This window comes from Shewanella sp. SM71, assembly GCF_025653905.1.
Taxonomy (GTDB): domain Bacteria; phylum Pseudomonadota; class Gammaproteobacteria; order Enterobacterales; family Shewanellaceae; genus Shewanella; species Shewanella oncorhynchi.
Genome location: NZ_JAKKRW010000007.1, coordinates 1 through 24,820, shown reverse-complemented (window position 1 = coordinate 24,820; position 24,820 = coordinate 1). Strand labels below are relative to the sequence as shown.

Sequence of the window (24,820 nt, the reverse complement as noted above, 5' to 3'; positions counted from 1 at the left end):
GAGTCCCTTGCTATTGAAATACAATATAAAAGTAAAAATATGCCACGAATTAAAATATGGCGTACTAAATACAATTTAGTTACATAAACGCCAACATTAGCGCGAGGGTAAAGTGCCATCAAATACACGTACTTTGATATTCTTTTTCAGGTTATCTTGGTCTTGTTGCCATTCTTGCCACTGGGTGAGACTAATACTAAGCTGCAATGAAAAATCAGTAGAAATCCACTGTTTTTGCCCTTGAGTATATTTAGGTGCAGGGACTATGTTACTGGGTCCAACGAAGGACGCAGAACACATAAAGGTTTTGAAATACACTTGGTCAATTGATAAATCGAGGGCGCTGGGCGATGTTAAACATTGACCACTGCCCGGCTCTTGATACGAGGCAAATTGGTACAGGATTGCCGGTGTATTATTGGTACTATCAGGAACTGAAGCAGTTTGATGGCAAGATAAACAGCTACTTAATGCATTATCCGCAGGGCCATTTAAACGCCCATTACACCCTAAGTGTCCCGCATTGGTGTGCTCATTCAAACGGCCAACGACCTCTTGAAATACCGCGCTATCCTTAAGCCCTGTGATTGGGTTTTGAGGGAATGCTGCCGCTCCCACTGTTGCTGGCGGCGTGTCATTCCCCCACATTAATCCCAGAGGTGAGATACGATCCCAAGGATTTTTCTCTTTCGCTTTAAACTGACCATCGGCGACAAAAGTGCCATAGGCCCAGCCCACGGGTGAACGGCTGTCGCGCACTGCAATATCAAACTGCAACAAGTACACATCGGCGACAGAGCGCGGGCATTGCTCTGTTTCCTGTTGGAAACTACAGGCACTGCCATCGGCGTTTTTACATACACAGAAATCACTGGCACTGATATTGGCTTGCCAAACAGGTACATTTTCAAGGAAAGGATAGTTATTAGGCGTTGCGGTAGTGAACAGTAACTTGCCAATCACACTGCCTTCATTAAATGCAAAATTTTGCTGGGGCATCACAGGTGATGGTGCCCCCGTCCATACCTTGCCAATGCTGTTTGCCGCCTGAGGATTATAAAAACCCACCGCCCACATAGTGGTTTTAAGGGAGCCTTGGCCTTTTATCTCCATAGTAACGGGGGCTTCTCGGGTCAAGCCATGGATAAATTCCCGCCCACTCATGGGATCATAGGTCTGATAGGGAATATGGTACCAAGAGCGCACCTTGTTGTTACACAGATCCCAGTCTTTACTGACATCGCCTTTGTCGATGTTTCCCTCTTGGATGTACTTCATCACAGCCCAGAGGTATTGCTCAGCTTGGGTATTTTTATCACTTTCACTCAGATTTTTATCGAAGGGATTGAATTTAAGCCAAGGTGCAGCGCTATCTGGTTTAGCACTCGAATAAGCATCACTGAGGCTAAAAATAGGCCCCTTCCAGCCAGAATAAGCTTGGTTGATAATGACTTGATTGTCCCACATACCTGTTTTTGTAAAAGCAGGATCTTGGAAGTAACTTGGATAGGCTCCAGTACAGGTTGAATTTGCGTTAGATCTAGTGTTGGGCGATTGCTTATCTGCAGCTTTTGCGTTGACTGTGGTCAATGAACAAACGGTGAGCAGAAGTATGGCGGTAATGTTGAGTTTCATAATATCGTCCTTGAAGAGTATTAGTCCTAAAAACTCCCTTTGTGAGCCCAAAACTAACAACGGCTCGAATTAAGCATAGACTAATTTTTAACATCTTCTGTAAAGCTTAACGATTCACATATTAAGGATATAAAAAAGGCCGTTTAGTATGACTAAACGGCCGAAACATATTACTTATTGGACTAGCCGTCCAAGCTATTTCTCAACTTCTTGCCCACGCGTCTTCCACAGCGAATACAAGACACCTAAGACTAACAGACCAAAAGTCACACCAAGGGACACTGCTGTTGGGATAGTAAAGTCCACTATTCCCTCGTGATTGAAATACACTAAACCCACTTTCACCCCAATAAATACTAATACCACTGACAGCGCATATTTAAGGTATTCAAAACGGTGCACCATAGCAGCCAACGCAAAATACAAAGCACGTAGCCCCAGAATCGCGAAGATATTCGAGGTATAAACGATGAAAGGATCTTGGGTAATCGCAAAAATAGCTGGAATACTGTCGACTGCAAACACCAAATCCGCGGTTTCCACTAAGATCAACGCCAAGAATAACGGCGTCGCCCACCATCCTTTTATTAACTGATGATCTTCGCCACGTACCCAGAATTTTTCTTTATGCAGCGTTGGTGTAAAACGCATCTTAGTGCGTAACCATTTATAAAACTTATTGTCTTGGATATCACCGTGCTCATCGTTTGAGAAGAGCATTTTCACGCCAGTGAAAATCAAGAAGAGTCCAAATAACACAAGTACACCTTGATACTGGGCAACAAGCACAGCACCAAGACCGATCATAATGGCGCGCAACACTATTACGCCCATAATGCCCCAGAAGAGCACTCTGTGTTGGTATAAACGTGGGATACCTAAGCTACTGAAGATTAACGCGATAACAAATACGTTATCCATAGACAGTGATTTTTCAATCAGATAGCCCGTTAGGTATTCCATACCGGCGGTTGAACCCTTGTACCACCAGAGCCAGGCCCCAAACAATAAGCCCATACAGATATAAAAGGCTGAAAGCTTTAAACTTTCAGCCACGGTAATTTCATGCTGATCCTTGTGCAATACGCCAAGGTCAAAGGCTAATAACGCCAGCACAAAACCGAAAAACATTAACCAAACCCAAAGCGGGTAACCCACAAATAGGGTGGTAAAAAACTCCATAAGTCTCCTTAGTAACACATAACGACTGATCTAAATCAGTAAAGTTGAGCAGATAGACATTGACTCATTGTAGAAATATAAACTGTGAAATCTTATATGAAAAATGCAACTATCAAGATTAAAATTCTTTTACAATCAATATAATTATGGTGCTTATTTATACTTATGCCTCGAATAAGTTCACTTCTCAATCACAGCGCTTCCCTGAGAAAATCATCTAACCCACCCATTCGTGACATTCCTTTAGATAGCAGCCTCGAACAAGCGCGTAGATGCTCTACCAATAATGCAAAATTGCTATCAATCATAAAACTTACACTATCCATTAAACGACGAACTACAGCTAAATCAAGGCTAAAGCCGCTAAGATAAAACTGCCACAGTTGAATTATGGCCACTATTTAGCACTCATTTCTTAACTGAAAATGAATTAATTTAACCGCTTAGTATTGCTATAGCGAGCCTTAAAGAACGGCTAAAAATGTTAGTTATACAAAATATTCATCACTTTCAAGACCCTTGGCTGTTCCATATCATCCGAGTGTGATTAACTGCTGCAACAGTGCCGTCTTTTAGTGATCAAAAGCGCCGCGATAATCACAAATAATGAAAAATAATTAATAAAATTCATTACGATAAAATGAATCATTAGCTGCTCGGCGCATAAAGTGCCAGCAATGGGAGTCTTAAGTGTCAATAGAACAAAACCCGTCGCTCGCAATGCAGGGCCCACAAGGCTCGCCCCCAGCTGAAATGCTATTTGGGCATCCTAAGGGCTTATTTGTCTGCTTTTTTACCGAAATGTGGGAACGCTTCTCTTTCTACGGTATGAAAGCATTACTGTTTCTTTACCTGATTAAATATCATCTATTTACTGATGAATTTGGTTACAACGTGATTGGTGCTTACGGTGCCTTAGTGTATGCCATGCCCGTAGTGGGTGGCTTATTGGCCGACCGCTATATCGGCATGCGCAAAGCGGTGATCTTTGGCGGTGTTTTATTGGTGCTCGGCCACTTAGGTATGGCCTTTGAAGGCCATCAAGCGGTTATCGTTGCAGGTGAAGTTCAACGGGATGAACAAGCGCTGCAAGTATTCTATTTATCCCTTGCCTTAATCATTGTCGGAGTGGGCTTTTTAAAACCCAATATTTCCACCATAGTCGGTCAGCTTTATCCTAAATCATCCGCTAAGCGAGATTCTGGTTTTACCATTTTCTACGCGGGCATCAACTTAGGCGCCACCTTAGCCCCGCTAATTTGCGCTTATTTAGGTGAAACCTATGGCTGGAAATACGGTTTTGGTTTGGCAGGTTTGGGGATGTTAGCGGGTTTGTTGGTGTTTATTCGTGGCAAGAAACATCTGCAAGGCTTCGCCGAACCCAGAGATCCTGCGCGGATTTTAAAGAAAACCGCCGGCATAACGACAGAACAATGGATTTACTTAAGCGCAATTGGCAGCGTAATCATAGTCTGGGGGTTGATTCAAACCCACTCCCTCGTACTTTCGATTAGCAGTTTATTACCCGCTGTGAGCCCAGTGATTTGGTTCTTGCACTCAGTATCACTAGTGCTTGCCCTTGGTATTGGCTGGTTCATGGTGAAACATTGTAATCCGATTGAACGTCAACAGATGTCGGCTTTGCTGCTTTTCATCGTTGCGGGTTTGGTCTTCTTTGGCTTATATGAGCAGACCTATGGCTCTTGGGTAGCATTTTCGGACCGTGTGATGGACCGTAACATGCTAGGCCTCGAATGGAGTGCGGGACAGCTAACCTTCCTCGGTGCCTTCTTTGTGATCAGTTTGTCGCCTATCTTCGCTTGGCTGTGGCCAGCCCTCGCCCGTAAAAATTGCGACCTAAGCAAACCAGTTAAAACCGCACTCGGTATTTTGTTCGCGGGTTTATCCTTTATGGTGCTTGTGCTCGGGATCCAGATGCCGCTAAGCAGTGGCTTAGTGAGTATTTGGTTCTTAGTCGCGGCTTATTTTGTATTAGAAATCGGGGAGTTATTGCTGTCGCCCATAGGCTTATCTGCCGTGACTCAGCTTTCGGTAAAACGCGTAGTCAGCCTGATGATGGGTGCTTGGTTCCTCGGCACTTCATACTCTGAAATCTTAGCCGCCGAATTAAACAAGCTCGCCGCGATTGATACCCAAGGCGGCGTGATAAGTGACGTACCGAGTGCGATGGCGCTATACGAGCAACTGTTTATCTTCTCGGCGCAAATTGGCGTGGTGATGGCATTAGTCTTCTTTGCCCTTGCGCCATTAATGAAAAAAATGATGCACGAGAAAATGGCAACTAACTCAGTTTAAGCATACAAACAGAAAGTCAGTTGGCTTACTCTCGCCCTCTGAGGCGACGGTAAGCCAAGACAATAAGATGTAAAGCCAATAACCCCGTAAAAGCGGTGCAGAAAAACAGTAAGGCAATCGAGTTTACATCCCTAGGCGCATCATAATAAAGCCACCACCACAGCGGCCAACCGATAGCCGACAAAGCCGTAAGCTGCCACATACATCGTTTGCAGCGACCAATCTTTTGCCTGAAAATTGACGTTTTACAATCACCGCAACTCATAAACCCCCAATACCATGATGGCAGTATATCTAAAACTAAAGCGACACTTTAAGCCTTGCCATCCCTTGATTAATAGAGACGAGCGCACGATAACCTAAATCTCGTTTAGCTGCGCTGATATCAAAATAATGGCTGCAGGATAACTGCCGTGCGACAAAACGCGTCATCATGGGCTCTTCTTGCTTCTTTAGGAGGTAATGTACACTTTCCAATACTGCGCCTGCTACATAGGCGACAGATTGAGGCACACGCTTAGTCACTGGCGGTAAAGCATCGCAGGCCAATATCAGATTGATCATCTCGGCCATAGTGATGGGTTCATCATTACTCAGAAAATAAGCTTTCCCTTGACACTTAGGCTTTGCTTGGCACAGTTCTAGCGCGGCCAGCACATGGGCATAGGCGGCGTTGTCTATGTAGATGGTATCGACCAGCTTATCTTCGCGGCCAACCAGTTTAAGCTTACCTAAACGCCCGCGCGACAATACCCGTGGCACTAGATGGGGATCGCCAGGCCCCCATATCAGATGCGGCCTGAGTGCGACGGTTTTTAACGCATAGGATGCAGTGGCTTGAGTCGTCACTTGGCTAGATACTTGGGTCACATCAGGATTTTCAAGTGGCATGTCACCCACTTGATTGGCATCGAGCATCATCTTTTCAGCGATGGCTTTAGAGTGGGCATAATGATTCAGGAATCTTGTAGCATAGGGAGTAGACTCATCAATACCCGATTCATCCTGCCCTGCAAAGGTCACACTCGGGGTACTGGTATAAACTAACTTATCTATTTTTAATGCCTTACAAGCGGCAATCACATTGGCAGCGCCCTTCACATTCGGACAAAAATAGCTGTCTCTGTCCCCCCAAACACCCGCTTTAGACGCCACATGGAATACGATATCGCAGCCTTGCATCGCCTGTTGCAGCAGATCTTTATTGACTAAATCCCCTTGCAGCATGACTACGCCCAGCGCTTCAAGTTCGGGATAATGCCCACGCGCAAAACCTGTGACCTTAATGCCCGCGGCTAACAATCTCAGACAAATCGCTTTACCTAAAAATCCCCCCGCCCCCGTGACAAAGGCGTGTTGCACCTTAAGCGCGAGCTGCGCCAGTGCCGTTTGTTCAGCCGCATCAAATTGGGCAAGCGTCGTGCTCTTGATTGGGTCTTTCGTCATTAAGGGTATCCATTTCAGCACATTTACATGAACTTAAAGTCGGTGTAATAAGTTTAAAATAAGCACAAGGGCTTAAAAATAAGCGAGTTTGTTCAAATGAACACAGAATATAACGTAAAAAATGCAGGAAAAAGCCGTGGAGTTTTAAATCAACCTTTCGTTTGTGATTGTGCCCAAACGGCTAATTTTTCTCTAAAAATCTTGGCATTATGCCGCACATCCACAGGGAAATCAGGATGGATAAGAAACCGCCTTATGCCCTGAGTCTGCGTAAATTGCTCGGCGATGGCGATCAAATCTTGGTACAACTGCTGACTCTTATTGCACACCAATGACTGGTCGAGTTCGATACAAATTAACGGCTCTATCTCGTTCGCCACTTTCACTCCCACTAAAGCGGAGCGCTTCACATTGGGATGCGTATTAAAAATGCGCTCGCAGGGAATGGAATAATAACGTTTAGCAAACAATCCGTTAAGGGTAGCGTCTACTCTGTGGGCCTTACGACCACACATCCACAGAAGACCTTGATCATCAAGATACCCCAAATCGCCCATGCGGTGTCTAACGGTATCGGTTGCCGAGTCCCAAATCTTGGCCGCCGCAGTCGCGCGTTTGCCTTGGCTTTCGTTTTGGCTAGCGTGCTGACTATTGTTTAGATAATAGGACTGACTCACCATAGGCCCCTGCACGACTATCTCGCCGATTTCACCGTTATTCAGCTGTAAGGCATCATCCCACTCGGGAATAACCTCTTCGCTGATAGCAATAATGCGAATCGTCACGCCATCGATAGCGCGACCGACACAGATACCACCGCCGTTATCTGTGATGTCAGTCGTGGCAAATAACGCATCGCTGGCAATCATACTAATAGGCAAAGATTCGGTTGCGCCGTAGGAATTTAAAATCGGCACACCTTGGCTCAGCATCTTACTAAAACGGGCGATGGAGGCAATGGTGGCTGGCGCACCCGCGGAAATCACCCGCTGTACGCTGGGCAGTTTATGCTGTTTTTGTTCACCTGCGCGGCCTAAACGTTCGAGCAAAGCAGGATTAACAAAAATATTACTGCATTGATATTTCTCAATCGCGGCAAATAGAAATTCAGGATTAGCAGTAATAGGTTTGCTGGCATCCATTTCTGGAACGATAGACGCCATGCCAAGTGCGGGGCCAAAGAGTGAAAACAGCGGAAAAGTGGCTAAATCGCGCTCGCCATGGCAAATGCCATAATCGTTTTTTAACGCTTGAATTTGTGCCTCAAACATACCATGGCTATACACCACCCCCTTAGGCGTGCCAGTACTGCCACTGGTAAATAAAATCGCCGCTATCTCATCAGATTTAAGCATCACCATGGGATATTCAGACTTTGGAGCAGAAGATTGCACTGAGGTGCTTTGCAGCAGAGTGGATAAACTTATCGCACCAGTACCGATACGGATTAACTTTGCCGCTAAGCCTGTTTTGCCGTCATCAACATTGAGTAATGACTTAATACTACCTTTACCCCAACCAAATAGACGTCTAGCAATATGAGCCTTGGGAATACCAATAAAGGCATCGGGCGCGGCTTCAGCAAAACACTGTTTAAGATTGCGGATCCCCATGCCGGGATCAACTAGGATAGGAATAACCCCCGCTTTAAACAGCGCAAAAGTAAGTGCAAAAAAATCCAAACTCGGCGTGACCATAAGCACAGCCTTCATGCCGCGCTCGATGCCATGGGCGTTAAGCGCAAAGGCGATTGCATCGCTTTGTCTATCCAGATTAAGAAAATCCAACTCGCTGTAACGCAAATTCGCCACAGAAGCGCCCTGAGCGCTTTGCACTGCTACCGCAAGATGATGGGGAATGGCATGGGCGGCTTGCTTGAGATGACGACAAATATTGGCATCATTGATTGTTGCTGACGCAGAAGTGCCACTTAAAAGTGACTTTTCCAACTGCGTCACTAAAGGAGCAACTTCAGTCTCAAGCAAGGTCGACATTAACCTGCGGCCTGTTCGGACTGCGCCGCTTCTACGTGGTCGTCAGCCATAAAGCCTTTGATATGGGCAATCACTTCATCGCTGGCATCTTCCAAAATGTAGTGACCACAATCGGCAAACTCATGCACGGTCGCATGGGGCATGTGCTGACGCCATTTAGCTAAAAAGTGCTTATCGAACACAAAGTCCTTGAGACCCCAGCAGATCAGGGTCGGCACTTTGGCAAACTGCGGTAAACTCGCAGCAATATCAGAGACTAATTGATAATTTCTATCGCCTTCACGCAGCGGAATATCCTGCACAAAACGCAGCGTCGAAATGCGATTGGCCCAAGAGTTAAACGGCGCGACATACGCCTCGCGAATGTATTTCGACATCGGCTGACGCTTAACTCCCACATAGGAAGCAATAGACGAAAAGGCATTGAAACCGCGTACCAACACTGTGCCTAACAGGGTATTACGACAAATCCGCAGCGGCCAAGGGAATGGTTTAGTCTCGGGCAAATGGAAAGCACCCGTGTTCAATATCACTAGGTGTTTAATGCGATCAGGATAACGCGCCGCATAACCCATACCTATCATGCCGCCCCAATCGTGTACAACTAAGGTAATGTTTTCTTTCACATTCAGGCTATCGAGCAGGGCTTCGAGATCGTCGATACGATTCTTAAGGGTATAGTCATAACCGCTATCGTCTGGCTTATCAGACAGGCCACAGCCGATATGATCCGGCACTATGCATTGGTGAGTGTCTTTTAAGGCGCTAACAAGATTACGGTAGTAAAACGACCAGCTAGGATTACCGTGAACCATCACCACAGGTTCGCCTTGGCCCTCGTTGATATAATGTAGCTTGTTGCCATTACGGCTAAGAAAATGACGTTTAAAAGGCAACAGAGTGTCTAACATGACGCTTCCTATCTTGATTCTTTATGAGAGCGAATAACGGGTTATGTACAGCTGGCTTAGCTTATCGACTGAACTAAAGACTAAGCTATCAACTGAATCATGGACTTACTGGGTTGACTCGAATGTATTCTAGCCATCAAGCAAAGGCGTGAAAAGGTGCAATGCACCCTACCACTTAATACCTAACATCATGCAATTCAATCCACTGCCTATGCCTAAAAAGCTCACTTGATCGCCCGCTTGTAAAAAGCCTTGATCGTGCGCCATCGCAGCGGTCACAGGTAACGACACTGTGCCCATATTGCCCAGCAGCTGATACGTTGGAAATTCTTTCTCAGGGGGAATATTTAACGCGCTAAGCACTTGCTTACGGTTTGAGGCGCCCACTTGATGGCAAATCACTTTGTCCACTTGCTCAACCAGCCAATTACGCTGCTCAAGGAAATGCTCCCAAGTGTGCTTCGCCAATTCAACACCTTCTTTAAGCAAGGTAACGGCATCGGTACGCATAAACTCACGGTACAGATTGTGCCCCACTTCCTGCAGACCCCATTGACACAACTGGTGATGCTCAGGCGCCGATAAGTGCGATGCACCCAGCAATTGATGCTGGCGCACATTTGTCAGCGGCAAGCTGCCATCAGTAAGGATCACCGCCACTGCACCAGAGCCACCGGTTAAGGTCGCCAGTGACTGGGCAAAATTCTGCATGGTCGGATCGGCCAACATGTTATCGATAGTGACATCGACAATATCCCGCGCCGACTCACAGGACACCACCATACCCGCCTTGATTTGACCCAACTCAATACGGTTCGCGATATCTAAAATACCCGATAACACCCCAAGGCAAGCGTTGCTGATATCGTAAATCGCGGTGTCTTTTGACACCCCCAATTCGGCAGCAATACGACACGCGGTCGCGGGCTCATGTTGATCGCGGCAAACGCCGGTATAGACAACCGCACCTAAATCGGCAACATCAATCCCAGTTTCAACCATGGCTTTACGGGCAGCTTTAATCGCACCGTCGGACAATTGATGTCCTTTTGGCCACCAGCGGCGTTCGGTAATCCCAGTCAATGCGGCAAGCTGTCCCATAGGAATACGGAACTTTTGATACAAAGGAGCAAGACGAGACTCTAGCTCACTACTGGAAACCACAACAGGCGCCAGTTCATAGGCCAGGCTATTAATAAATACGCGGGAATATTTCATGAAACTGTTTTATTCGCTCACTAGAATGACTGACCAGCAGGTCAGCTTTCAGTTGTTATTCGTCATTAATGCGACATTTGAACAAGAAAAGCCCGATGATTCAATAAAAAACCATCTTGAGTGTAAGACTTGTCTCACAGCGCAGGTTCCAAACACGACGGCCCTGAATTCACTATCACTAAACTTAAATGCGCTAATATAGAAATAATTCATAAAAAACATCACAGTACAGCATATTTTTAGACGCGCAAAATTATACCGCCATTTTTTGCGCTAAAATCAGCGTATTTCTTGGTGTGACGCTGTTTGCACAAAATTCACCCACGCAAACACCATATCCTTGTTCCTGCAAAAAACAAGCGCGATCTAAGATTAACCACTGCTCCAGTGCGCTGCGGAATAAATGCGCGACTAAATCAATACGGCGAGTTAATTGTTGTCTTTGTCGCCCAACGTCAAGCCAAGCTTCAAAATCCCTATTTTTGGCTAAATTAACTGCCTTCGTCTCGGCCGCCCACAGGCAAAAATCCGTAAAACTGCCGCTCAACTGGCTCTGTTTTAACGAGGGTAAAGGCAAATATTCGTCGATTTGTCGACATTCACGTTGCAGTGCATCAAAGCCTAAGCGCCACGCGATTTCTTGATGGCGTAGCGCCTGCTGTTTGGGATTAGCGATCACACTCAGCTGCAGCGGTAACTGTAAATCATGGCGACTGAGCTTTAGGCTGCTCTGCTGAGCAAGATTGGATAACGGCTGATAATGGCTCGCTTGAATTAAATGATAGCAACAGGGAGAAATAGCCAATGCCTGCGTGCCCGCCTCGGCCGCCAGCGTTAACAGCCGAACATGCAAATCTCCGCAGGCATGCAAAGCAACTGCTTGCTGCTGTGCAGTTAAGGGATTGGCATTTGAGGCATGTTCAGCTTGTGCTTCAACTGTAGTTGTAGATGTGTTTGTCACAGCATGTTCTGCACCAATAGCAAAGGCATCGGCGCAAATAAAAGTCTGCGATAACTGCCACTTATCGGCAAAGGCCTGCCCTGCTTCACACAGCGGCGCCTGCCACTCTAAGCTCACCACATCAGCGCCGCGAGCTTTAGCAATCAAGCGGCCCAAATGCCCTTTACCCGCACACCATTCCAATACGGGTAAATTAAGCTGGGGTAAATGCTGTACAAAGGCGGTAATTTGCTGCCATTTTCGGCCTTTAATGTGAGCACTAAAGTGCGCCTCATCATCAAAAGACAAACCACGGTCCTGCGCTGTATCTACCTTTGTGGTATCGGTAATTGCAATATCAGCAATGGCAGTGGTGAGCAATGACAAGTCCCAATCTTGGCCTAATGCCCTAAGATCGCGGTTTAATGCCGGTGACAGTGCCTTGACCAGCAAAGATTGCTCGGCATCAAGTCCATCAAGCTCATCATCAGCCAGCGCCCACACAGCTTCGGCCAACTGCGGAAAATCCTGTGCCCAAGGTAAAGCGTTCACTTCAAATGCACGCACTTGCCACAGGGCAGCACTCTTTTCAAGCAACTGATTAAGCTTGCTAAATTGCTGTGAGTAAGTGAGTTGTCGCTGCAGGTTATCTTGGTTCACGTCATGCCCAGTGTAAAAAATACTTGTCTCGTATTAGGCTGAGCAAATCTGCCCTACGGATGACTTTATGCGAAAAAATGTTAGTATCGCGCCCGTTAAAAGCACTCAACCTGACTGTTAACTGCAAACCGCGGTCAGCAATACACTGAAGAGGACACCTATGCTTTCACCTTGCGTCGCACGCTGCGGTTTAAATGACGAAGACTACTGCATGGGCTGCTTTCGACATATCGATGAAATCGTCAGTTGGCGCACGAGTAGCGAAGCGCAACAGGCGGCCATTTGTCAGCAACTCCCCGCCCGCAAAGCCTTATTTGAAGGCAGTGAAAACCAGCATATTTTAAGTCGTGATAAATGGTTAGCTGCCGAGGCGCGTTTAACCGACAAGGACTAAACCCATCCGCTAACGCCACCCTCTGCGCAAGCTCATCCTGCTAACAGCCTACAAGACTATTTTTTCAGCATTGATTTCAAGTCAGCAAAGGGATTGTAGGTCGCCGCCGCTTGCTTGGTTTCTGTGGTGCTACCGTAGCGGATCAATTCTTCAAAGCGAGAATGTTCGTTGTCATGGCAATAAAGACATAATAATTCCCAGTTTGAACCGTCTGACGGGTTGTTATCGTGGTTATGATCCCTATGATGCACAGTCAGTTCACTTAAGTTTTTTGGGGTAAATTCGCGGGTACAGCGGCCACACACCCAAGGATAGAGTTTTAACGCTTGTTCACGGTAACCGCTCTCACGCTTAGCTTTGTACTCCCGCGCATCGGCTAATACTTTATCTAACTTACTCTGGCCTGGCACTGATGACATAGTGTAATCCCTAAAACAAACCCTAAAAAAATTGCCCCAAGGATAATCCGAGTTATCACTTGGGGCAATATCTCCCGCACTTTGCGGGTTAATGGTGCGCGATTTGTAGACGTAAATGGTTAAGCCGACCTAGGTTACTGGCTTAGCTAACTTAGCTTACGTTACTTAGCTTACGTGGGCATGATCGGCATTCGACAGATGCAAATAATGTAAGTATTTTTCATACTGAGTCACCACATCCGCGAGGATTTGCTCTTCGGTATAACCCATCACATCGTAATGCTGACCACCTTGTTCAAGGTACACTTCGGCGCGGTAATACAAGGTATTGCCCTGCTCGATTTCAGTCCCTATTGGGTTAGTGATGTCAAAACAACGCGTTCGTACACCGTAAACAAAGGGCAAATTCACCTCATTGCTGATCACTAATCGCACGCGACCATCTAAATATTCAAGATCGGCCACTATGCCTTTAGCCATAAAGTGTTGGCACACTTTAGACAAAGCGGGCGTAGCCACATTATTCAAGAACACTTGCGCTTCTTCATGGGTAGGATGCGAGACTAAAACCCCAATACGCTCTTCCCAGCTCATGTTGGTTTTGGCGTACTGCACACTGGTATTGTGTAACTGCACGCTATTAATCTTAAGCCAATCATTTTTCAGGGCTTTAAATAGGCCCAGACACATGAATAGCATCACCACTAAGAACGGCATAGCACTGGCGATAGCCGCCGTTTGCAGCGCCTGTAACCCACCCGCTAACAACAATACCGAAGCAACGACCCCTTGCAACAGGGCCCAAAAGATCCTCTGCCATACGGGGGCATTGTTATCACCACCCGAGGTTAGATTATCAATCACTAAGGATCCCGAATCCGACGAGGTCACAAAGAAAGTGACAACTAAACAAATCGCAATCCCAGAAAGTAACGTAGGAAACGGCATGTGCTCGAAAAACACAAACAAGGCCACTGACACATCGGTATTCACCGCCTCGGCAAGATAGGTCGCGCCGTGATTCATAATCGAATCAATCGCCGTATTACCAAATACCGTCATCCACAGAAAGGTCAACGCCGATGGCACAAATAACACACCAATCAAAAACTCACGGATGGTACGGCCGCGGCTTACACGTGCAATAAAGGTACCGACAAAAGGAGACCAGGAAATCCACCAGCCCCAATAGAGCAAGGTCCAGCCTCCGAGCCAATCTTCCTTATGTTCATAAGCGTACAAGTTAAAGGTTTTACCCACTAAATCACTTAAGTAACTACCGGTATTCTGCACAAAAGCCTGCAACAGCATAACCGTAGGGCCAAGGATCAAGACGATAAGCAATAAAATAATCGCGAGACCCAGATTAAGTTCGCTTAAGCGTTTCACGCCTTTATCGAGACCAGAAAATACCGACAGGGTCGCGAGCAAGGTAATGCCGATGATCAAGCACACCTGCACCACAGCATTATTAGGTAAACCTTCAAATAGATAACTCAACCCAGAATTGACCTGCAATACCCCAAAGCCCAGTGATGTCGCCACCCCAAACATAGTGCCAAGCACAGCAAAGGTATCCACTGTATGGCCAATAGGACCATAGATGCGTTCACCAATTAAGGGATAAAGCGCACTTCGCGGCAATAACGGTAACTTATGTCGATAAGAGAAATAGGCCAGACTCAATGCCACCACAGCGTAAATCGCCCAAGCATGCAGTCCCCAATGGAAGAAAGTGATCTTCATTGCCTCTTTTGCGGCAATAAGACTCTCAGGGGTTGCATCCGGCGGCGCCAGATAGTGCATCACAGGTTCAGCGACCCCAAAAAACATCAAACCTATGCCCATACCCGCCGAAAACAACATGGCGATCCAGCTTTTATAGCTGTAGTCAGGCACTGAATGATCTGGTCCTAGTTTGATATCGCCGAAGCGACTAACCATGACAAATATGATAAAAATCAGGAAAAACGCCACACTTAGAATGTAAAGCCAGCCGGCTTTCATTTCTATCCATGACTGCATTGATCTAAAAAAGGTGTTTGCCTCTGTGGGCCATACTGCGCAAATCATCACCATCAAGATGATGAAAAAGACCGACGAATAAAATACCGGCGGATTAATACTAGACTTGATTGACATTGACTCTCCCTATTTCTAGCGGGTTCACACTCCAAATATCTCAACATACCAACGGCGAGATAGGACAAAACTTATACTTAAAATTTGGTTAATACTGCGTGGCTCATCTATGACCAGTATGGGGGAAATCCCAAAGATCATGGCAATGACTCGCTATGGCTAAACGCGACAGGATCTGAACAACGGGATTAACAACACTCGACTTTTTTAAGCCAATGATTGATGGATAAACAGAATTAACACCACTAAGGCAGCTAATACCCACCTTTAGCATAAAACAAATATATTACTAGAATATTCAGCATAAAAAATGGCGACCATATTGGTCGCCAAAAAATTATACCACAAAAATCATCAAATTTAATTTTAAACGCTAAAACGCACAAACCTTCATCGGATTACTTAGTCGGTGACTGCGAGATACCTGCAGTTAAATTGAAGCGCATCGCCTCCTCAAACGACCAATCAACCATAATTAAATCATCCCGCTTAACTAAGCTCGTCACGCCCGCCATTTGATAGCTCAATTGGAACAACACAGGCACCCAATCGCCCTCTGGTAGCGCATCTAACAAGGGCTGTGGCGGCGTATCCGTCATAATAAAACCCACCACAAAACTGCCATTCGCCTGTTTCACTAACACTGTCTTTTGGCTTGTTGGCTTACCATCACGATTCATCAAAGAGGCGATATCACGGATACTGCCATAAACCGATTTAAATAATGGGAAACGCATCAACTGGCGCTCAAGCCAACCATAAAGCCACACAATCGGGCTGACCGAAAACAACAGGCCCACGGCAAAAACTAATGCCACCACCAGCATAAATCCCGCGCCGACAAAGTGTTGGTTAATCCCTACCAACTCTAAAATCACAATTCCCAAACCATCTAACGATACAAACAACGACCAAAATAGCCACAAACTCAAGGCCATAGGTAATAGATTCATTAAGCCGCGGGCTAAGGTTTTTTTCATCACACTCTCATTCAGTCATAGGGATACAGAAGGCATAAAATATTTACGCAAAAAACGCCACAAATGCTACCACAGAGTCACTTTTGCACCAGCACATGATGTAAGGTATCTGGCAGTAATAGTTTCAAGCATAGAGACAGCGTTCAAATTCAGAGCACGCTCTGAGCTATTCTAAGGAAAGTAAAATGCGCGTAACCCGCTTAGATCATTTGGTCTTAACCGTAAAAGACATCGCCGTCAGCGTCGAATTTTATCAAACCGTGCTCGGGATGAAAAAAGTGGTATTTGGCAATCAGCGTATTGCGTTAAGTTTTGGCGACCAAAAGATTAACCTGCACCAAGCGGGCGCAGAATTTGAACCTAAAGCCGCAGCAGCCACGCCCGGCAGTGCCGATCTGTGTTTTGTGGTCAGCCACAACATAGAAGAAGTGATCGCCCACTTAAACGCACTTCAGATTGAAATCATTGAAGGACCAGTGCTACGAACCGGTGCCACAGGCCGGATAAACTCTGTCTATATCCGCGACCCAGATTATAACCTGCTTGAGTTATCAGAATATCTACCCGCCTGCACTGGGTAAGCGAATTTTGGCAAAGGTAAGCGAAGTTAAGAAAGTGTAATCTGTCAGTTCTGCGAGCACGCAGCGAGCAGAACTGCAGTTGACGTTATACTGGTTCACTCCCATTTGAGATAACACTCTCGACAGTTGAGTGGCATTTATTGTCATTATTTCCCCAGTGACTCATGATCCTTTGAGCTAATAAGAGGTATCCCTATAGGCTCCACTAAAAAGCGAGTGATCAAAACAAGACGACTGGGTTTTGCAGTGTTAATTATCATTACTTCCCCAGTGACTCGCCGTAAACTCATCCTTGAGGGCTCTACTAAATCATATATGGACCCATCCGGTTTGCAAGACATTCGATATCAATTTTGAGAAGAGTTCATTGCACCCATATATTCGGCCTGTTATTGAGGGATTCCTCTGGCCCTGATGGATATTTGCTTCTACTGTCCTTATCATCCCTGCGGCTTCATCAGAGCCTATGTTTTCGTAAGGTTTTTAGTAGATCAGTCTGACTGTCTCATCATCAAATCAAGTGTCTTAGCAACTTGCTGGTTGGTTAATCGTTAACATAATAAGTACATTTGATGTTGTTACATAGCGAGCCGAAACTCTTCTTCACGTGCCGCGATAACCCATGACATTCTGGCGAGCTTATTCGCGACGGCCACACACGCACGATTGAAACCTCGGCGCTCCGCTAGCTGGATAGCCCAACAACTCAACTTATCCGACTTACTCCCACTGTGTCACAACACCGCTCTGGCGCCGTGGATGAATAGTGTACGTAAATAGGCGTTTCCCCGCTTACTTATCCCGAGGAGGTTATCTTTCCCGCCACTGCTGTGCTGCTTAGGTACTAAGCCACACCAAGCTGAAAAATGTCGGCCATTGCTAAAGTCTTTACCGTCACCCACTGCAGCATAAATCGCCGTAGCGGTGACAGGCCCAACACCAGGAATAGTTTGTAATCGCTGACAAATCACATTGTTATGAGTTTCGTTTAGTACTTGGGTGTCACAACTCTTAAGCCGTTTTTCAATGTCGATAACCTCATCATATAACTGATAAAAGATGGCTTTACCCTTGATGGTCAGCATATTGGCTTCATCGACCAAAATATCTGGTAACTGGGCTTTAAAAGCCGATTTACTTTTGGTAATGACAATACCGTATTCTGCTAACATGCCTCGCACTTGGTTGATTAAGGCTGTTGATTGTTTAGTTAATCGTTCGCGCATACGGTGGAGCAGTTGCACATCTTGCTGCTCGACGCTTTTGGGTTTTACAAACCGCATGTTGGGCCGCTGCGCAGCCTCCGCAATGGCTAGCGCATCGTTGTAGTCATTTTTATTACCTTGCCTAAAAGGAACCACATACTGCGGGGCAATTAACTTAACTACGTGCCCAAATTGCTCAAATTCTCTGGCCCAATAACTCGCGCCGCCACACGCCTCCATAACGATAAGGCAAGGCTCAATTTTCGCGACAAAGGGCAGCAAGTCTTTGCGTCTAAGCATTTTCTTTTTGATTAACTTGCCTGCTTTATCGACACCAACAGCATGAAAAACAGACTTTGCGATATCTAAACCGATTGTAGTAATCTTCATAGGTGGACCCGTCCTCTTTCTGATGAGTTTTAGCGACTACATCGTGGCCCATTGCGAGGCCGATTAAAAGTGGATGGGTCCATTCCATTATCCATGTTTTAGAAGGTCACTGGTGCAGCAATGACAATCTTAGGTAAGTTATCAATACCTATGTCTGCCCTAAAAAGCATTTGCCCCAAAGCTGGCTAGCATTCATTTAGTGAATTGAAAACTGACGAATGAATTGCCCTACAAAATATCATCTATTAACCCTGCTCTTAGCGCTTTATCTGATTATTTGATTGTTCAAAACTAGATAGGCATACAGTCGTATTAAAAACGAATGGATTTTGAGTGTTTCCAGGCTTATTCGTTTGCGTGTTTTTCCAGCCTTAAATTAACAAAGTCTATTAAAATCATTGAGATATGTTTTTGCCAAATTAGTTAATAGGTTTGGAAAACGCGCATGCGCGTTTTCAGGGTGGTGTATTTGATAGAAAGCTGATAAGTTCTTTGCAATACAAATAGTTAACAATGCGCGTTTTTACTGGTCTAATGAGGTAAACGCGCATGCGCACTAATAAAATGTTATATTTCTAAGGTGAGTTATGATCTTTCCCAAGTTTAAATACCATCCCGAACCGATAAAAACTGGGAGTATAGTAGAGAGTAAAAACTCATGTGATTGCTGCAAACATCAGCAGGGGTACGTTTACTCAGGTTCTATTTATAGTAAAAATAGACCAGACTCAATCTGTCCTTGGTGCATTGCCGATGGTGGTGCAGCTAAAATGTTCGGAATTGAGTTTATATCTTTGATGCCGGCAATTATCGATCCTAGCAATCCGCAAGAGATAGAATGTAGCGAAAGTGCTTTCGATGAATTGCTTCACCGAACTCCTGGGTTTTCAAGTTATCAAGAAATTGAATGGCCAAATCATTGTGGTGATTTCTGTGAATATCATGGAATAAGCACAGTGAAAGATATAAAGAATATTTCTGCTGAGCAAAAAGAACGATTATTCCAAACTAGCTATTTAGACGAGCGTGAGCTTACAGATATACAGAGAGGTAAAGACGACGAATTGCACTATTTTTTAAAGTTTTCCTGTCGTAATTGTGGCGAATCCTTGTTTCAATTTGATCCAGATTAAAAATATAACAATTCGCGTCATTTGCAGCCTTCGGCTGCTGGGACGCCGCTACGCGGCGCCCATGCGCTCAACGTTAGGTGTTTAAATGAAGCAATCCGAGTCTGACAAACTTCTGAGTAAGCTATTAAGGGAGTATTCAACTCGCTTTGGATGGAAATGTAGTCGTGGCTTTGTGTTTAAAAAAGAAAGAGAGTCGTTTTTCACTATTTTGGTTACAGGAATTCCAAAGGCGAAAAAGCTATCTTGGTCGATTAGCTTTAAACACTATGATTTCGATGATGTTTTCTGGGATGTAGTCAAGCTCCCAGAAAACAAAATGCAGCCCCTAAGTTTTCGAGCCCGTGGTGCTTGGGTTGCCCCAAGCATGGAAATTCAAAGTGGTTCTGCTTTTCTCAATGAGTGGGAAGAAGAAAAAATATCAGAGCAAATACGAAATATATTTGAAGAGCTAGACCCACTAAGTATTAAAGTTGCATCATCTATTAACACGTTCAGTAGTAATCTTGAAGTATTGGAAAATTACTACGCGCAATTAATGGGGAAATATCCAAATGCAGTAAGAACCATTTGGGTAGAACGGCTCTTAACAAGGTTGCTTGAATCCAACCTAAAAGAAGCCAAGGAGATTTCAGATGCAAGAATTGCGGAAGGCGACGAAGGTGGTTTCAGATGCAAGAATTGCGGAAGGCGACGAAGGTGGTTTCAATTACGCAGGCCGCTCCTTGTATAAGTTGGCAAATGAATATATTGAAACATTTAAAAACACCTAACCAGCGCATCCAAGTGACGCCCAAAAGCGGCTCACCTGATGCTTGTCGTTAGGCTGCACGCAAATAACCTGGAGACCTCATGAAGAACAACGTGCTTTTAGCTAGTGTGGCATTGGCGCTGGCAGCATGTGCAACCGGCACTGCACAAATGGTTCGTGGCCCTGCAACTGATACACCAGCTGCATTTCTCGTGCTGGACTCGGCTACAGGTGAGAGTCGACCCGTCAACCCAGACACGACCTGCGAGAGCCCGCTCGTGGATCCTCGTAGCGGCCGCAAGCTGATGATGGTGCGCTCAGAGAACGGCTTGGGGGACTACCAGCCTGATGAGCCAACCTACGGGCTGGCGACTACTGAGCTACTTCGCGTCAATTGCAGCACGGGCGTGTCCTTGGGGCGTGTGGCGCAGTAGTGCCGCCTAACAAGAGACTATGGCGTCAATAGCTAATTTATCGCTTTTGGCGCTTCCCATAGGGCACCGTCTCTCAACATCGAATTTAACGTCACCACCATCTTCCTAATACAGGCAATGATAGCCACTTTTTTAGGTTTCCCTGCGGCAACTAATCGCTGATAGGTGCTCTTAAAAACGGGGTTAGATTGTATGGCTGACATCATTGCCATATATAAAACCGTCCTTACTTGATGTCTTCCTCCTTGTATTTTTCGCATGCCTTTAAAGCGCCCGCTTTCTTTATTCATAGGTGCCACACCGACTAATGCGCTTGCTTCCTTGTTACTGATATAACCCAATTCTGGTAAGTTACTGATGATGGAAGCTGCGGCGATTTTACCTATGCCTTTCATACTCTGAAGAAGAGTATTTTATCGCTTGATAATCAGGGTTTGACTCAATGAGTTTAACGATTTTTATTTCAATCTTTTCAATCTGATTTTTGAACGCCGTTAAAATAGGTTTAATGGTCATTTCAAGTTCTTTTGGCAATATTTGAAGGCGGTTTTTTTCCATCGTCTGCATCACCAATAGTTGATTTCGTCTTGCGACTAAATCACTCATAGCACGCATTACATCAGGTTTTAACGTTGATAAGGTCGGCTTAATCGCTTCGCTGTAATGCGCTATAAGTTGCGCATCGAGCTTGTCAGTTTTTGCCCGTTGACCAATGGCACCTGCAAAACGTTTTATGTGTACAGGGTTGGCGATGACAAAAGGTAAGTTTGCCTCAGCGCAGGCCATAATGAAGGGCATTTCAAGACGACCTGTCGCTTCGATAACGATGCGCTCAGGAGTGTATTTTTTAATGGTTTTGACGGCCTCTTTAATCCCTTTTTCATCGTTCGATACAGTGAAATAGATATTGAGAGGGCGGATATGAATGTCGAGTTGAAACTTGCCAGTATCAACACCTACGTTAATGTTTTGATTAGAAGTTGTTTTCATAATAAGCTAACTCTTGCTTGCAAATGCGGGTTCGAGACCCAGTAGACTATTCGAGTATTTTGCTTGGAGTCCTTTGTCGCGTTCTTTCTTGTTATCGGTCTCTCAATAGAGGAGCCAGCGTTCAATCGAACTACGACAAGGAAAGCTTTAGTTGCAGCTAAAGCCTGGGTCTCACATTACCCGAAACTGGAAATTATTTGTAATCAGGTGAGTTTATTATCCATACAATTCGTTCAAGCCGAGACCGCTTCGCGGCTCGGCTGCATGGTGACGTGTACCACCCCGCCGTTCCGCGCAGCGGCCCGGCTTAACTCAGGCGTTAGCTGTCTGGCAGACTGAAAGTTATTGCTATTTATTGTATATACAAATATTATGTTTAATTTTTTTGAGTATATACAGATGAGCACAATAAATCGGCGTGGAAGGCCTCAGAAAGAGGATTCTGCGTGTGAAGTTATCTCTCCAATTCGAGTAACAGCTGAACAGAAATATATGTATAAACTTACAGCAAAAGAAGCTGGTATGAGTTTATCTGGCTGGTTGAAGTTCTTGGCTGATTCGGCCACCGAAATACAGGCTCCAAATCAAAAATGAAAGCTATAGATCTATTTAGTGGTCCTGGTGGCTTATCTCTAGGAATGAAAGAAGCAGGTATTATTCCTGAGTTTTGTGTTGAAAAAAATAAAGATGCTATTTCTACGTACTCATCACACAGTAAAGATTGTATTCACATTAACAAAGACATTAGAGAAATTGGTTTTTCAAACTATAGAAATAAAATTGATATAGTTTTTGGCGGGCCTCCGTGCCAACCATTTTCTACAGGTGGTTTGCAAAAAGCTCAATCTGACGAACGTAATATGATTCCTGAATTTATCCGTTGCATAGCTGAGGTTCAACCTCATGCCTTTGTTATGGAAAATGTTCCAGGATTAGTGATGAGCAAAACAAGACCATATTTTGACTCGGTTTTATGTCGGTTAAGTGAGCTTGGGTATAAATTGAACTGGTCTGTTTTACATGCTGGTGATTACGGAGTTCCTCAAAAAAGAAAGAGATTAATTATTTTAGGAAGTAAGGGCGATTTCTTGAAATTTCCATTTCCGAGTCACGGTGAATTGACGAACAATCCACACGAAAAATCAAGTAGCTATTTGTCAGCGAAAGAAATAGGTGAGTCAGCGAAAACTCCAGTGACATATGCAAAAAATCCTGATTTAAGGAAAAACCCTTATGCAGGTTTGGTTTATAACGGTGGAGGACGACCGATAGATCCTAATGGTCCATGTCACACAATACTTGCATCTTCGGGTGGATCAAAAACGCACTGGGTAGATACTGGGGGAGTTGTTGAAGAGTACCATCGTCATTTATCAAATGGTGGCGCTCCAAGGTCAGGAAAGGTAGAGGGCGCGCGCAGACTATCAGTAGAGGAATGCGCAATAATTCAAACGTTTCCTAAAGATTTAATTTTTCATGGAAGTAAGTCGTCCCAATATACACAGGTAGGTGATGCAGTTCCACCGATGCTAGCAAAGGCTATAGGTGAGGCTGTAATGTCACAGTTAAACAAGAACCCCAAATCTAACCATTTACTAGACTTGTTAGATTCAAACATTTCATCACAGAGCGAGCTATTTTAGTGAAAAGGAATTCTAGGAATATAAATGTAGAAAATGCAGTAAATTCAATAATTGAAGTCGTTGATGAGTTTATTGAAGGCGCAGAAATAAACGCTCTTCCTAAAAAGGAAGTTCGAGATGTTCTAGAGTCTCATTTTTTAAAGAATGGCGGTAGCGTTAAAGTAGCGAGTATATTTTTACTATCATACTCGCTGGAAGATGATGATTGGAATGCAACCTCAGTTCCTGTTGGAACTAGAGGTAAGTATGGCGATAAGTTGTTGGCAGCTGAACTTACGAATAGATATGTAACTTTCCATAATAATATTACTGCTTTTGGTGAAAACTTGGGCTGGAAAGGCAATGTATCAAACATCGATCTAACGAAAGATCCAAGATTTTCTGATTTTATTGGTTTTCTTTCATTAGGGCAAAAAGATAAAACGATCATATTCAAATATATATGTAATTTGCTGGCAGAATCTAGGGTTGTGCCTAAAGCTATGCCTAAACTACCAGCCAATCACCTTACATTTTCACGTGCAGTCTCGCTATTTACTGATTTGATTTCAATTCAATCGGAAGGACATATACAGCAATTCTTAGTTGCTGCCATACTCCAACACCATAGGTCTCGTTATGGCATAGAGATTGAAACGCATCACCCCCATGCCGCAGATAAGTTCGATAATACATATGGAGATATCGAAGAGTTTTTGGACGGCACACTAATTAATGCATATGAAGTTACGGTACGCCCAGATTGGAAGAATAGAATTCCTGATCTTCGCTCAAAAATGTTTGAGTCTGGGCTTCAAAAGTATGTCTTAATTGCTTCAAATGTTAATTCCGATGATGAATTATCTAACCCCAAACTTTTGGTGGATTTTACTGAAAAAGCAGGTTTTGATTTAGCTATTGTCGATCTCTCTGATTTCATTAAGGTCTTTTGTGCCGAGCTAAAAGCCGCAGAAATACGAGATGTCTTGAATACATGTTACGAGTTCCTATTAAATAGGAAGCTTTGTGGTCGTCATGATATTTCTAGTGCATATAGGCAGCAGGTAGATATTTGGATAGACAGCTAACAAGGCCATGCAATCTGACTTCGCAAACTGTCATGCTTTTTGTACCAAAAAGCTCGCCAGCTTGCTACGCAGTTGATGGCGGCGTTAAACACATAGAAATGTTAATCCGAAATTCACTAATTCGAGCTAAAAATCTAACACGATTTTGTCCGTGCGACCTGAGGTCGTATGAAGCGCTGTTCACAGCGATAAGAGTGAACCATCTGTATCACCAGATGACCCTAAGACTCTGAATAAAGCAGCGAGTCTGACAATGTAACGATATTTGGCTTTATGCCGAATGGGAACAGAATCGTGAGAGGACGTTCTTCCTGATAACCACAATCGGGTAAGTGCTAGGGTGTCAGTATGATGAACGTAAGTGAATCCATATAAGGTGCGTTATACGTGAA

General features: G+C 44.7%; 19 protein-coding genes and 2 pseudogenes. 7 read left to right on the top strand and 14 right to left on the bottom strand.

Translation table 11 applies throughout. The annotated features are described in order from the left end of the window. Positions 1-96: 96 nt before the first annotated feature. Positions 97-1,635, bottom strand: a complete 1,539-nt coding sequence (locus L5L97_RS08430) for a hypothetical protein (protein WP_263172188.1) — start codon at positions 1,633-1,635, stop codon at positions 97-99. Positions 1,636-1,830: 195 nt separating this feature from the next. Continuing rightward, positions 1,831-2,817, bottom strand: a complete 987-nt coding sequence (locus tag L5L97_RS08425; RefSeq protein WP_263181162.1) for a TerC family protein — start codon at positions 2,815-2,817, stop codon at positions 1,831-1,833. A gap of 690 nt (positions 2,818-3,507) precedes the next feature. Here L5L97_RS08425 and L5L97_RS08420 point away from each other — a divergent pair. Further along, on the top strand, positions 3,508-5,133 hold the full coding sequence (locus tag L5L97_RS08420) for a peptide MFS transporter (protein WP_263172192.1): 1,626 nt from the start codon (positions 3,508-3,510) through the stop codon (positions 5,131-5,133). 25 nt (positions 5,134-5,158) lie between these two features. On the opposite strand, the gene L5L97_RS08415 is transcribed toward L5L97_RS08420, so the two are convergent. From L5L97_RS08415 to L5L97_RS08390, 6 genes are all read right to left on the bottom strand, one after another. After that, positions 5,159-5,398, bottom strand: coding sequence for a DUF3624 domain-containing protein (locus L5L97_RS08415; protein ID WP_113938889.1), 240 nt, complete (start codon positions 5,396-5,398; stop codon positions 5,159-5,161). A gap of 35 nt (positions 5,399-5,433) precedes the next feature. Further along, complete coding sequence (gene oleD / locus L5L97_RS08410) at positions 5,434-6,579, bottom strand: 2-alkyl-3-oxoalkanoate reductase (RefSeq protein WP_263181163.1); 1,146 nt, start codon at positions 6,577-6,579, stop codon at positions 5,434-5,436. Positions 6,580-6,728: 149 nt separating this feature from the next. Continuing rightward, the gene (gene oleC, locus L5L97_RS08405; protein WP_263181165.1) at positions 6,729-8,573 is read right to left on the bottom strand and encodes an olefin beta-lactone synthetase; all 1,845 of its coding nucleotides are present in this window, start codon (positions 8,571-8,573) and stop codon (positions 6,729-6,731) included. Beyond that, complete coding sequence (locus L5L97_RS08400; protein ID WP_263181166.1) at positions 8,573-9,484, bottom strand: alpha/beta fold hydrolase; 912 nt, start codon at positions 9,482-9,484, stop codon at positions 8,573-8,575. Before L5L97_RS08400 ends, oleC begins: the two co-directional genes overlap by 1 nt. A 168-nt stretch (positions 9,485-9,652) precedes the next feature. Further along, positions 9,653-10,702, bottom strand: coding sequence for a 3-oxoacyl-ACP synthase III (locus L5L97_RS08395; protein ID WP_028760522.1), 1,050 nt, complete (start codon positions 10,700-10,702; stop codon positions 9,653-9,655). A 253-nt stretch (positions 10,703-10,955) separates the two neighbouring features. Next, complete coding sequence (locus L5L97_RS08390) at positions 10,956-12,302, bottom strand: SAM-dependent methyltransferase (RefSeq protein ID WP_263181167.1); 1,347 nt, start codon at positions 12,300-12,302, stop codon at positions 10,956-10,958. 160 nt (positions 12,303-12,462) lie between these two features. Here L5L97_RS08390 and L5L97_RS08385 point away from each other — a divergent pair, with 160 nt between their 5' ends. Further along, positions 12,463-12,696, top strand: coding sequence for a DUF1289 domain-containing protein (locus L5L97_RS08385; RefSeq protein WP_006085323.1), 234 nt, complete (start codon positions 12,463-12,465; stop codon positions 12,694-12,696). A 56-nt stretch (positions 12,697-12,752) separates the two neighbouring features. Here the strand turns inward: L5L97_RS08385 and L5L97_RS08380 are convergent, their stop codons facing one another. The 3 genes from L5L97_RS08380 to L5L97_RS08370 form a co-directional block, all read right to left on the bottom strand. Beyond that, positions 12,753-13,115, bottom strand: a complete 363-nt coding sequence (locus L5L97_RS08380) for a YajD family HNH nuclease (protein WP_028760525.1) — start codon at positions 13,113-13,115, stop codon at positions 12,753-12,755. 165 nt (positions 13,116-13,280) lie between these two features. Beyond that, entirely contained in the window at positions 13,281-15,257 is a 1,977-nt protein-coding gene (locus tag L5L97_RS08375; protein ID WP_105249669.1) for a BCCT family transporter, read from the bottom strand. A 398-nt stretch (positions 15,258-15,655) separates the two neighbouring features. Further along, complete coding sequence (locus tag L5L97_RS08370; protein WP_028760527.1) at positions 15,656-16,237, bottom strand: DUF502 domain-containing protein; 582 nt, start codon at positions 16,235-16,237, stop codon at positions 15,656-15,658. Positions 16,238-16,422: 185 nt separating this feature from the next. Between L5L97_RS08370 and L5L97_RS08365 the strand changes: the two genes are divergently transcribed. After that, positions 16,423-16,818 carry a VOC family protein gene (locus tag L5L97_RS08365; RefSeq protein WP_219250221.1) on the top strand — a complete coding sequence of 132 codons (396 nt, stop codon included), beginning with the start codon at positions 16,423-16,425 and terminating at the stop codon, positions 16,816-16,818. On the opposite strand, the gene L5L97_RS08360 is transcribed toward L5L97_RS08365, so the two are convergent. Both L5L97_RS08360 and L5L97_RS08355 read right to left on the bottom strand, forming a co-directional pair. Next, positions 16,798-16,965: a hypothetical protein gene (locus L5L97_RS08360; RefSeq protein WP_263181169.1), complete on the bottom strand. Its 168-nt coding sequence runs from the start codon at positions 16,963-16,965 to the stop codon at positions 16,798-16,800. The genes L5L97_RS08365 and L5L97_RS08360 overlap by 21 nt on opposite strands. A gap of 431 nt (positions 16,966-17,396) precedes the next feature. Next, positions 17,397-18,413 (bottom strand): annotated as a pseudogene (locus tag L5L97_RS08355) (IS110 family transposase). 587 nt (positions 18,414-19,000) lie between these two features. Here L5L97_RS08355 and L5L97_RS08350 point away from each other — a divergent pair. Together L5L97_RS08350 and L5L97_RS08345 are read left to right on the top strand one after the other, a co-directional pair. Beyond that, positions 19,001-19,546 (top strand): CbrC family protein, encoded by a 546-nt coding sequence (locus L5L97_RS08350; RefSeq protein ID WP_263181170.1) that lies wholly within the window; start codon positions 19,001-19,003, stop codon positions 19,544-19,546. A gap of 85 nt (positions 19,547-19,631) precedes the next feature. Next, positions 19,632-20,276: a hypothetical protein gene (locus L5L97_RS08345; RefSeq protein ID WP_263181172.1), complete on the top strand. Its 645-nt coding sequence runs from the start codon at positions 19,632-19,634 to the stop codon at positions 20,274-20,276. A gap of 484 nt (positions 20,277-20,760) precedes the next feature. On the opposite strand, the pseudogene L5L97_RS08340 reads toward L5L97_RS08345, so the two are convergent. Next, positions 20,761-21,718: pseudogene (locus tag L5L97_RS08340) on the bottom strand (IS110 family transposase). 590 nt (positions 21,719-22,308) lie between these two features. Between L5L97_RS08340 and L5L97_RS08335 the strand changes: the two are divergent. Both L5L97_RS08335 and L5L97_RS08330 read left to right on the top strand, forming a co-directional pair. Continuing rightward, positions 22,309-23,361 (top strand): DNA cytosine methyltransferase, encoded by a 1,053-nt coding sequence (locus L5L97_RS08335; RefSeq protein ID WP_263181173.1) that lies wholly within the window; start codon positions 22,309-22,311, stop codon positions 23,359-23,361. Then, on the top strand, positions 23,361-24,428 hold the full coding sequence (locus tag L5L97_RS08330; protein WP_263181174.1) for a hypothetical protein: 1,068 nt from the start codon (positions 23,361-23,363) through the stop codon (positions 24,426-24,428). The genes L5L97_RS08335 and L5L97_RS08330 overlap by 1 nt, the downstream gene beginning before the upstream one ends. The last annotated feature ends 392 nt before the right edge of the window (positions 24,429-24,820 follow it).